This is a genomic window from Amycolatopsis nivea, assembly GCF_004522235.1.
GTDB lineage: Bacteria > Actinomycetota > Actinomycetes > Mycobacteriales > Pseudonocardiaceae > Amycolatopsis > Amycolatopsis nivea.
Window position 1 is genome coordinate 41,715 of record NZ_SDLT01000006.1, and the last position, 11,723, is coordinate 53,437.

Annotated in this window: 5 protein-coding genes; 2 read left to right on the forward strand and 3 right to left on the reverse strand. The window is 70.7% G+C overall.

Going from position 1 to position 11,723, the window contains the following annotated elements; genetic code table 11:
• Positions 1-4: 4 nt before the first annotated feature.
• Positions 5-781, forward strand: a complete 777-nt coding sequence (locus tag EIZ44_RS09020; protein ID WP_134728253.1) for a hypothetical protein — start codon at positions 5-7, stop codon at positions 779-781.
• A 205-nt stretch (positions 782-986) separates the two neighbouring features.
• On the opposite strand, the gene EIZ44_RS09025 is transcribed toward EIZ44_RS09020, so the two are convergent.
• Positions 987-1,115, reverse strand: a complete 129-nt coding sequence (locus EIZ44_RS09025) for a DUF1905 domain-containing protein (RefSeq protein ID WP_205673097.1) — start codon at positions 1,113-1,115, stop codon at positions 987-989.
• 1,247 nt (positions 1,116-2,362) lie between these two features.
• Between EIZ44_RS09025 and EIZ44_RS09030 the strand changes: the two genes are divergently transcribed.
• Complete coding sequence (locus tag EIZ44_RS09030) at positions 2,363-2,650, forward strand: response regulator (protein ID WP_134662803.1); 288 nt, start codon at positions 2,363-2,365, stop codon at positions 2,648-2,650.
• Between the two features lie 45 nt (positions 2,651-2,695).
• Here the strand turns inward: EIZ44_RS09030 and EIZ44_RS09035 are convergent, their stop codons facing one another.
• Complete coding sequence (locus EIZ44_RS09035; protein WP_134728254.1) at positions 2,696-7,036, reverse strand: non-ribosomal peptide synthetase; 4,341 nt, start codon at positions 7,034-7,036, stop codon at positions 2,696-2,698.
• Between the two features lie 118 nt (positions 7,037-7,154).
• Complete coding sequence (locus EIZ44_RS09040) at positions 7,155-11,720, reverse strand: non-ribosomal peptide synthetase (RefSeq protein WP_167754055.1); 4,566 nt, start codon at positions 11,718-11,720, stop codon at positions 7,155-7,157.
• Between the last annotated feature and the right edge of the window lie 3 nt (positions 11,721-11,723).

Genomic DNA, 11,723 nt, shown 5'->3' on the forward strand with positions numbered 1-11,723 from the left:
GGCCGTGGGCACTTCAAGCGACGAGCAGTCGCGGCGGGAAGCGTTCGAGATCGCCGTGTGGGCGGAGGGCAGGCCGGACGTGCTGGGCTGCGACAGCCGCGACCTCAACCAGGAAGCAGGAGTCGGCAACGCCTGCGGCGGAGACAACACCGGCTTGCCCAGCCTGGGACCGCTGGCCCCCTTCGGTTCGTGGCAGTCGGTGGCCGCCACGATCATGCGCAAGACCGCGGATTCTGCTCGTTTCGACCAGTCGTCGACGATATTCGATCTCTTCCGGTGGATCGTCTTCGGAAACCAGTTCACCACCATGCCGTTCCTCACCGGCATCACCGGAGACAGCCGCAGCGTGTCCATCTCGTCGCTTTCCCTGTCGCCGGTCATTTCGGCGGTGACCCAGCTGGTAGGCGGACTGGTCACCCCGGACACGCTCACCGGCATCGTCAATTCCATCAAGAAGATCGGCCAGCTGGCGGTGGAGAACAAGGGGTTGCAGGAGAAGAACAGCAACGTGCACCAGGGAGTCCTGACGGTGGTGAACGGAAACCTCCGCCTCGGGCGGCTGCAGACGACGGTGCAGATGGAATACCAGACAGGCAAGGGTTACCAGCAGCTCAACCAGCACCTGACGGTCAGCCGCCTGTTCGGGAATCTCGACTACGGCCTCTGCATCCGCAACGCCGAGATCCTGCTCGCTTGGGACCGGCAGGACGTGGACGAATGGGTGAAGGGCGCTTCGAGTTCTCCCTACCCGCCTAACGACAGCCCCGCGTGGAGCAATTGAACCTGGCCCACCCGCGCCCGGCTCGCGGGTCTGTCGAGAACGCCGTCAGCGCGCCCGAGACCGAGCCGGGCACCTGGCCGAGGGCGTCGCACCGCGTGGCTCGACACGAGTCCATGCGGGACATCCTCTGCAGTTCGTGCTCCCGTTTCCGGCCCGGCCAACGCTCCACGGCTCGCCGCAGTGATCAAGCCAGGCTCCGCCGAAATCAGAGATCGAGCACCGTCACGGTCACCTGAGCGACGTCGCCAGGATCGAGCTTCTCCGCCTTGCGTACCGCGCGTTTGACCGGCAGCACGCGCCGAAGGTCCAGGTCTCGGTCCGCCGACGTTTCGATGCGGACTGCTGGCCTCCGGCACTCGGGGGGCGGTACTGGGCGCGGGGACTACGGCCGGGCGAGGAAGGCCACAGGATCGGCTCGCTGCACGGAACGTTCGCCCGCGCCGCGTGTTGGTGGACCGGATGTGGCCCGGCGATGCTCCGGACGGGTGTGGCACGGGTGATCCCCGTCGCCACGCAGCCGGCCGAAGACCGCCTTTGGCGCCTGCACCAGTCGGCGCGAAATTTTAAGGCAACACCACAGTTGCACGACCGTGTCCCGCAGCGCGGTCGAGGCGTGGCTGGTGCATCTGCGACAACGCGGCTCGAACGTGACCTGGCGGGCGCGGACACTGAACGCCGTTCGAGACCGCGGTGCTTTTCCGGCATCCGCCGAACATCGGAGCAGAGTACGTGCACAGATGCGGTTATCGCCCGAGCGGCAACGCTGTTCTGGTCACCGCGGCCCGATCGGGTTCGGGGTGGTTCGCACCCGGCGACGGTTCGCCGAAGCGGGCCGGATTAATCGGGTCATAATCATTGCGCCGTTTGCCGGATGGTCAAGCAATGACCATTTCGAACGATCGGCGTAAAACGGGACCAGTGCGTTGTTGGGGCATCCCGTATCGCCGGTCCGGTTGACTGATTGGTCCGGGCTTATTGATCGCGCTCGGCGCATCGCGCGTGTCTTTCTCCGGTGTTTCCGGCGGTGTCGTCCAGTGTTCACCGGAGGAGATCAACGCTCGGCGGGCAGTGCCGAGTGCTGCCGAGGGCGCGAGGGCAGCGTGCGGCAAAACGACCGTACGAAAGGGATTTCACCGACGAAGCGGGCAATTCCTGGTGCTCAAGTTCTCCGTGTTCCGATCGTCTTATGTCCGATCTGGTCGGTATCACCGAGTGTAGTTTACCGTCTTCTTGCTTTTGTTCTGCATTTCGCGAACGATGCGGCCGAATTCCGTTGGCGCGGACTCGCCGGGGGATCTGCGCGAATGCGGTGGCAGGCGCGCTTTCTCGGCTCCGCGCTCGGCCGCTTCGCGTATTCCAGGCGGAGCAGACTGCGTTTGCGGGGTTGACGGCCGTTTATATTCGCGGCGTAGGATCGTATGCGATCAGGGGGTCTGGGGGTGCAGGCGCCTGCTCCGGCGGAATCTGGGCGGTCCGCCGGATGTGGTGGCGTGCAGCCAATCGATGGTCGGCGACCGGGCGCGGGGACGCGCGGCGCCCTTCGATCGACCTCGCGACGCGAGCGACGAGGAGCTGGGGACAATGAGCATCGATCCGGGCATCGATCCGCCGAACGGCATATCGGCGATCACCGTGGATCGCGTCATCGACGTGGCGCGCAGCGCGCCCGACGGCGAGGTGTCGGCCGCGGACATCGCGGATTCGACCGGGATGAGCGTGGTCACGGCTCGGCGTTACGTGCGCTACCTGGCGCAGATCGGCTCGTTGCAGGTGTCGTGCCGCTACGGGAAAGTCGGCGCGCCGGAACGGGTGTACCGGCTGGCTGCCGGATTCGGCGAGGACCCGGCGGGCTCGCCCAGGTCGGCATGAGCGCCCGGACGCGGCGGCCGCTCCGGCAGCGGCCGCCGCGTCCGGTCAGCCGAGTTCGTCCAGCAGGCCGGCGATGGCGTCGAGCGCGCCCTGGTCCAGCCGGGCCAGCGGGAAATCGGCGGGCGTCCAGCCTGCGCCGCCGTGCGAGACCTCCTCGCGCACGCGGCTCAGAAACGCCTCGGCCAGTGTCCGCACAGTGTCCGGCGCGTGCACGGCCGGGCAATACGTCCAGTCCACTCGGAGGCGGCCTCCGGCGACCGCGGCGGTGAGGTCCAGCAGGTACGGCCGGACGCCGGCCGGGTCCGCGGACGGGCCAGGGTTCTCCGGGGCGGTGTCGAACAGGGCGTCGGCGGCCGGGTCGGCGACGAGTTGGCCGTGGTAGTTGAGCCGGACCCACGGTTCGGGCATGGCCCGCAGCGCCGCGGCCGCAGGGTCGGTTCCGTACCGCAGCAGGCCGTATCCGACGCCGTTGGCGGGTATTTCGGCGAGAGACTGCTTGACCGATCGTGCGGTGGCTCCAGCGTCGAGCGCCACCGGGTGGATGGCGGTGAACCATCCGACGGTCCGGGACACGTCGAGGTCGTCGGCCAGTGCGTCCCGGCCGTGGCTTTCGACGTCGACGACGATCCGCGGCGCGCCGGACCACTCGGTGAGCGTCTGGCCCAGCGCGGCCAGGAGCAGCGCGGGGACCGAGGTAGCGCCAGCCGAACGCACGAGATCGCGAGTGGTGTCCTCGTCCGCAGTCACGGTGACGGTCTCGGAAACGCCATAGGTGTTCTCACCGGAGCGCGGCGGCGCGGACTGGCCGGAGAGGAGGTCCGTCCAGAAGGGGATTTCCGCGGTGTGGCGGTCTTCCTCTTCGGCGAGCCGCTCCGCCCAGGCACGGTAGGAGACGGTCTTCGGCGGCAGTTGCACCGCAGTCCCGGCCGCTGCTTGCTGATACGCGGCGACCAGGTCCGCGATCAGGACGCGCCACGACACTCCGTCGACGCCGAGATGGTGCGCGACCAGCAGCAGCCGGTGCCCGTCGTCGCCGAGATCGCCCAGAAGGGCCCGGAACACGCAGCCGGAGGCGAGATCGAGCGAGCGTTGGGTGTGCTCGGCGGCCTTCTCGAACGCACTGCGCCGATCGGCCGCGGGCAGGTCGGCCAGTCGGACGGTGACGAGCGGATCGGCGGAGGCGGGCAGCGGTCCGGCGAGGTCGAGTTCGTCGCCTCGGACCCGGACGCGCAGAGCGTCGTGGTGGTCGATCAGGGCACGCAGCGCGATCCGCAGCGGTTCCGGATCGAGCGGCTGTTTCAGCGCCACCAGGACTTCCTGGTTGTAGTGGTGGCGGGCGGGCAGCCGCTGCGCGAGGAAGCGGCGCTGGATCGGCGTGGGCTTCACCGCCCCGGTGACCGGGCCCTGCTCCGCGCCGGTCGCGCTGCCGTCCGCCGCGGTGGCCACGCCGGCCAGTTCGCCGACAGTCGGATGCTGGAACAGCAGTTTCGGGGTGACCGCGAGGCCCGCCTTGGCTGCGCGCGACATGACCTGGATGCCCAGGATCGAATCGCCGCCCAACGCGAAGAAGTTGTCGTCGCGGCCGACCCGCTGGATGCGGAGCACCTGCTGCCAGATCTCGGCCAACGTCGCCTCGGCCGGGGTGCGCGGCGGCTGGTAGGCGACCGCGCCGGGCCCGGCGGCGGGCAATGCGCTGTGGTCGATTTTCCCGTTGGCGGTCAACGGGATCGCCTCGATCGCCAGGATCGCGCCAGGCACCATGTAGTCGGGCAGGTGCTCGGCGCAGTGCTCGCGCAGCTGCCCGGGTTCGGCGCCGGGGGCGACCACGTACGCGGCCAGCGTCGAACTTTCCTCCCGGAGCGTCACGACGGCCTGGCGGACCGCGGGATGGGTGCACAGCACGGCTTGGATCTCCGCGGGTTCCACCCGGTACCCGCGGAGTTTCAGCTGCTCGTCGGCGCGGCCGAGGAATTCGGTGATTCCGCCGCCAAGCATGCGGCCGCGGTCGCCCGTGCGGTACATGCGCGCGCCAGGCGGCCCGAACGGGTCCGGCACGAAGCGGTCCGCGGTCAGACCCGGACGGCCCAGGTAGCCGCGGGCCACGCCGGCGCCGCCGAGATGGATCTCGCCCGCGACCCAGGAAGGGACCTGCTCGAGCCGTTCGTCCAGGATCTCGGCCCGGCTGTGCGGCAGCGCGGTGCCCAGCGGGACGGTGCGGAACGCCCGCGAATCGTCCGGGTGCAGCTCGTGCGTGAGCACGCCGACCGTAGTCTCGGTCGGACCGTAGTGGTTGAGGATGCGGCAGTCCGGCGCGAGACGGCGTACGTCGGCAATGAGCTGCCAGTCGGCCGCCTCGCCCCCGAGCACCAGACACCGCGTGGGCAGCACCGCGGCCGCGTCGGGTGCGTCGAGGAGCGCGCGCAGATGCGACGGCACGATCTTCGCGCAGTCGACCGGATGCTTGCGCAGATGCGTGACGAGGCGCGCGGGGTCAGCTGTGTGCTCGGCCGGCAGCAGGTCCAGCGTGCCGCCGGTGCTGAGGGCGGCGAAGAGCATGGTGTTGCCCAGGTCGGCGGCCGGCGTGGACAGCATGGCGTAGCTCGCGCTGCCGGACAGGCCGAGGCGAGCGGTCACGTCGTCGACGTAGGCGGCGAGGTTGGCGTGGCTCACCGCGACGCCTTTGGGGGCACCGGTGGAGCCGGAGGTGAAGATCACGTATGCGAGCCGGGCATCGGCATTCCCGGCGGCGGGCAGTGCGACGGCCGGTGCTTCAGCACCGTTCGGGGTGACGAGTGCCCGGTCCGGACCGGCGAGACCGGTCTGCCCGGCGGAGGCGACGACCACCCGGGCACCGGCCTGGTCCAGCATGGCGCGCCGGCGGGCCAGCGGTACGGCCGGGTCGAGCGGCAGGTACGCCGCACCGCTCTTCAGGATGCCCAGCACCGCGACGACCAGGTCGACGGTACGGTCCAGGCACAGCCCGACCGGCGTATCGGGCCGGGCTCCCGCGGCCAGCAGCCTGCGCGCCAGCCGGTCGGCGCGCGCGTCGAGTTCCGCCCGGGTGACCGATTCGTCCAGGCAGCGCACCGCGATGCCGCCGGGATCGCGCTGGGCGTGCGTTTCGAACCGGCGGTGGACCGGCGGTGCCGGGTCAGCCTGCCGGGCCGGCGCCGGCCCGGCGGCTGGCACGCGCACGGCGAGTGCGGCTTGTGCGCCGTCGCTGCGGACCGAGCGCAGGACCGCGACGTACTGCTCGGCGAGGACCGGCATGTCGGCGGCGTCGACGATGGAAGAGTCGAACCAGACGGACAGCCGGGTCCGGTCGTCGTATTCGCGACCGGACAGCCGGACGGTGAACCGTTCGGTGATCGCTTCGGCCTCTTCGAGCACGCCGGATTCGCCGCGGCGCCAGTCGAAGCCCGCCGCGATCGCGCCGGTCCGGTCGAGTCCGGCGGCCCACCGGGTCTGGTCGAAATAGCTTTGCCAATCCGCCATTTCGGCCAGTTCGCCCGCGACCTTCGCGACGAATCCGGCGACGGTTTCGCCGGCCTGCGGCCGGGCGAGCGACGGCGCGTACTTCTCGTACGGGCCGATCGCACCGGCCATCTCGTCCGCCACCCGGTTCGGCAGCCGCACGCCGATCGCCAGCTCGTCCTGCCCCGTCAGCGTGCGCAGCAGCAAATGCCAGCTGGCCAGCGCGACGGCGGGGCCCGCCTCGCCCAGCGACGAGCCGAGGTCGACGGAGAACGCGGCCGGGGCGAAGCCCGCGCTGGACGTGCGGGCGAAGGGCAGATCCGCCGCGACGAGCCGCTGCTGCCAATACTCCCGTTCGAGGTCGAACTCCGATGCGGTGAGCAGTTCGTCCTGCCACGGGGCAAAATCCGCGTACTGCAACGGTTCTGTCCCCGCACCGGCGCCGATGAGCCGGTCGCTGATTTCCTGTGCGAGCACTCGCACCGATGCCTCGTCCGCGCAGAGGGCGGGCAGCCGCAGCAGCAGGCGGGCGTCGTCGGTCAGCAGGACCAGGGCAGCATTGAGTGCGCCGGTGCCGAGTGTCCCGGTGAACGCGGCTTTCACTGCGGCGTATGCCTCGTCCCGCGTGTTGGCGGGCACCGAGCGCAGATCGTGCACGGGCACCTCCGGGCGGTCCGCGGTGTCGGCGATGACCTGCAGCGGGATGGACGCCTCCGCCGGGCGCCGGAACTCGGTGCGGAGAATCTCGTGCCGCGCCGCCGCTTCGGCCAGCGCCGCGGCGACCTGTTCGGCGGTCGTGCCCGCCGCCAGCCGGAGCGCACACCAGCTGCGGTAGGGCGACGGGCCGCTGCGCTGAAGTTCCCACAGGCGGCGTTGTTGAGGGGAGAGCGGGTAGCCCTCGGTGGCGGTCACTAGTGCACCCTCTTCTGTACGGGCCCCTGGGCAGGGCTGGGGGCGGGACGGCGGCGAACGCGGCTTTCACCGGGCACGGGGCCGAGGTTCGGGCGCGGTACCGGACCGGTTGTCGCGCTCATGCGCGGCCCCTGCGCTCCGGGGCGTCCGCGCGCCGGGTGTTCTTGAGCCGGTGCAGCCCGGCGAGGCTCATCCCGTTCTTGCGTTCGCGGCGCAGCCGGTCTTCGGACTCGGCCAGCCGGCGGGTCACCGCCGACAACCGGATCTCCGGGTCGGTGGTGACCAGTTCGAGCACGCTGACGAACCGGCGGGCCAGCCGCGCGATCGCCGCCGGTTCGAACAGGGCGGCCTTGTACTCGAACACCGCGCGCGTTTCGCCGCCGGACCGCTGCACGTCGAGCCGCAGGTCGTAACGCGCGAGCCGGTCCGGGTCGCCTGCCGGCGACACCTCGATGCCGGGGAACGCCTCGGCCGCGGCCGGCGCGTCCTGCACGACGAACCAGGTCTGGAACAGCGGCAGGCGGCCGGCGGCGCGGTCCGGGGCCAGTTCGGTCACGAGGCGCTCGAACGGGACCGCCTGGTGCGCGTAGGCGCCGAGGCAGGTTTCCCGGGTGCGTCCGAGCAGGTCCCGGAACGCCGGGTCGCCGCCGAGGTCCAGCCGCAGCACCAGGGTGTTCACGAAGAACCCGATCAGTCCCTCCAGCTCCTGGTGGTCGCGGTTGGCGGTCGGGGTGCCGACCACGACCTCGGAGAGGTCGCGAGTCTGGGCCAGCGCGGCGGCGAAGACCGCGTACAGCGCCATGAACCGGGTCACGCCCGCCTGCCGGCAGAGCGCGCCGAGCCTTCCGTCCACTTCGGACGGAAGCGCGACGGCGCAGCGGGCGGCCTCGGCACCGGCGTCGGCCGAGCGCGGCCGGTCCGTGGGAAGGGTGACGGACGGGAGCCCGCTGAGCGTCTTGCGCCAGTAGGAGAGGTCCGCGGCGAGCCGGTCGTCGGTAAGGGTGCGGTGCTGCCATGCCGCGTAATCGCCGTACTGCACGGGCAGCGCGGGCAGATCCGCGCGGCCGCGCGCCCGGTACTGCGCGCCGAGTTCGTGCAGGAGCAAGCCGATGGACTCGCCGTCGGCGATCAGATGGTGCAGACAGAGCGCGAAGATGTGCTCCTCCGGGCTCGTGCGGACCAGCATCAGCCGCCACAACGGGCCCTCGGTGAGTCGGAACGGCGTTTCGAGCACGGCTCGCACGACTTCCCGCGCTTCTGCGGCGGTCAGGTCGACCACGGGGATAGCGGCGGGCATCCGCGAGGCCACGGTCTGCCGGGGGTCGTCCGCTGACGTCGCGGACACGTGGGTGCGCAGTACTTCGTGCCGGTCGACGACGGCCTGCCAGGCAGCGCGCAGCGCGGGCACGTCGAGTCTCCCGCGCAGCCGAAGCGCGCCGGAAATGTGGTAGAGCGCGGTGCCCGGTTCCCACTGTTCGAGGAACCACAGCCGCCGCTGGGGGAATGACAGCGGCAACGGCGTGGTTCGGTCGACCGGGCGCGGAGGCTCCGACGCGACGGCCTGGTCGCGGCGCAGCGCGTCGATTTCAGCGGAGAGACCGGCGAGGTCGGCGGCCGTGAAGATGGCGCGGAGCGGCACGTCCGCGGCAAACGCGCGGCGCAGCCGGGTCTGCAACTGAGTCGCGGTCAGCGAATGTCCGCCGAGATCGAAGAAATTGGCGTCCCGGCTCACCCGGTCGACGTGCAGTACGTGCGCCCACAGTTCGGCGACCAGTTCCTCGGTGCCCGGACGCGGCGCGACATAGCCGGGGTCGGGGTCGTCGGCGCGGCACTCGGGTGCGGGGAGGGCCTTGCGGTCCAGCTTTCCGTTGTCCGTCAAGGGAAGGCTCGGCATCGGCACGAACACGGCGGGGATCATGTGGTCGGGCATCGTGCGGGCGCAGTGGGCGCGCAGTTCGGCCAGCGGCGGGGCTCCGGTCACATACGCGACGAGCTGCGGATTGCCGGGGACGTCCTCGCGGAGCAGGACTGCTGCGTCGGCGACCGAGTCGGCTGCGCGCAGGGCGGCGGCCACCTCGTCCAGTTCGATCCGGAAGCCGCGCAGCTTGACCTGGTGATCGGTGCGGCCGAGGAAGACGATCGCGCCGTCGGCGTGGGTGCGGACCAAGTCGCCGGTGCGGTAGAGCCGGCTTCCCGGCGGCCCGAACGGATCCGGCAGGAAACGGTCCGCGGTCTGTGCAGGGTGACCGCGGTAGCCGTGCGCCAGGCCGTCTCCGCCGAGGCACAGTTCGCCGGCCGCGCCTGCCGGCACCGGCCGAGCCGCACGGTCGAGCACGTACGCGGTGGTGTTGGCGATCGCAGTGCCGATCGGCACTGTGCGGTCCTGATCGCCCACGGCGTCGACCACGTGCCAGGTCGCGAAGGTGGTGCTCTCGGTCGGGCCGTAGACGTGCAGGAGGCGCCGCGGCGCGCCAGCGGCGAGCACCGTGCGGACGGCGGCCGGATCTACGGCCTCACCGCCGAAAAGCACCTGGCGCATCGGCGCGAACGCGTCCGGCGCGCCTGCGGCGAACTGGTTGAACAACGCGGTGGTCATGAACAGCGTCGTGATCGCCTGCTCGCGGATCAGCGCCGCGTAGCCGACCGGGTCCAGTGCCTGCTGTTTCGCCACGACCACCGCTGCGGCACCGGACAGCAAGGCTCCCCACAGCTCGAAGGTCGCCGCGTCGAAGGCGGTGGTAGCCGCGAAGGCGATCCGGTCGTCGGCTCGCAGCGAAACGTAATCGGTGTCGCGGACGAGCCGGACGATCGCCCGGTGGGGGACTGTGACGCCCTTGGGAGTTCCGGTGGAACCGGACGTGTACATCACGTACGCGGGCGCATTCGCGGTTGCCGTGACCGCCGCTTCGTCGCCGGTCGGCCAGGTTCGGGGATCGTCCAGGAGCAGGGTGCGCACTCCGTCTGGAACGTTGTGCTGCAACGCTTTTACGGTGAGAACGACGGAGGTTCCGCTGTCCTCAGCCATGAACGCCAGGCGCTGTGCCGGGTAGGAAGGAGCGAGCGGGACGTACGCCGCACCGGCACGGAGAGTGCCGAGCAATGCGGTGATCAGTTCGGGGGAGCGCTCGAGAAAGACGCCCACGCAGGAACCCGGCGTGACGCCCAGCGCGCGCAACGCGCCAGTCAGGCGGGCGACGCGGGCGGCCAGCGCGCGGTAGGTGAGGTGCTGTTCGCCGTGCACGACCGCTACGGCGTCGGGGGTGCGTGCAGTTTGTTCCGCGACCAGAGCGGGCACGCTGTGGTCGCGCGGGTAGTCGTCGCGGGTTGCGTTCCACTTCCGGACCAGTGCCGCTGCTGCGTCGTCGGACATGATCGGCACGTCGTTCACGCATCGGTCCAGGTTTTCGAGGAGGCCCGTCACCGCGGCGCGCAGCGCGCCGACGACCGCGCGGGCGGTCTCTTCGGTGTACCAGCGCCGGTCGCACAGCAGCCGCAACCGCAACGAACGCCCCGGCAGCGCAACGACCGTCAGCGGGTAGCTGGTCTGTTCGGTGGCCTGGACCGAGGTGACCGCGACGCCGTCGAAAGCGTTGTCCGCCGCGGCGGTGATCGGGAAGTTCTCGACCACGACGAGGCTGTCGAACAGCGGCTCGCCGCGCGGCACATCGCTGCAGCCTTGCGCACGCACCAGGGAGATGTGCTCGTGCCCGCGTGCGGCGGCGAAGTCCGCCTGTGTTTCGCGCAGCCATTCCAGGACCGGCCGCCGGCCCTCGACCCGGGTGCGTACGGGAAGCGTGTTGATGAACATGCCCACGATGTCTTCCACGCCCGGCAGTTCCGGCGGACGACCGGAAGTCGTGGCGCCGTGCACGACGTCCGAGACGCCGCTGAACCGGGCGAGCACCAAGGACCACGCTGCTTGTACGACGGTGCCGATGGTGAGCCCGCCGGCCTGTGCGGTTGCGATCCGCTTCGCCGTCGACTCCTCGGAAAACACTTCTTCGACGGAGAGAAATCCTTGAGCCGGCACCGCTTCCGCGGCGCGCAGCGGCAACGGGGTGGCGGTGGCGAACCCGCTGAGGCGAGTGCGCCAGAACTCCTCGGTTTTCGCCTGATTCTGCTCGGCCAGCCAGGTCAGGTAGTCCTGATAGGGCCGCACCGGCGGGAGGTCGGCGTCCTCGCCGCGGCGCAGCGCCGCGTACCTCGCGGCCAATTCGCTCAGCACCAGCGGCATGGACCAGCCGTCCAGGAGCAGGTGGTGGTGCGTCCACACGAACACGTACGCCTCGTCGGCCACCCGCAGCAGCGAGAACCGGTGGAGCGGCGGCGCGGCCGGGTCGATGCCCGCCGCCCGGTCCGCGGCGAGGAACTCAGGCAGGCGGTCCGGAGCGAGTTCGACGGTCCGCCAGTCGTGTTCGGTCCACGGCAGCTCGAAGGCGCGGTGCACCGCCTGCACCGGCTGCTCGCCTTCGAGGGAGTGGAACGACGTGCGCAACGCTGGATGCCGAGCCACGACGCCCGTCCAGGCGGCGCGGAACGCCGGCACGTCCAGCGGCCCGTCGAAGCGGCAGCTGAACTGCTCGACGTAGACGTCGTCGTGCGGGGAGTAGAGGGCGTGGAACAACATGCCCTGCTGCAGCGGGGACAGCGGGTGAATGCTCTCGACGGTCGTCTGCTCGGGCATCGC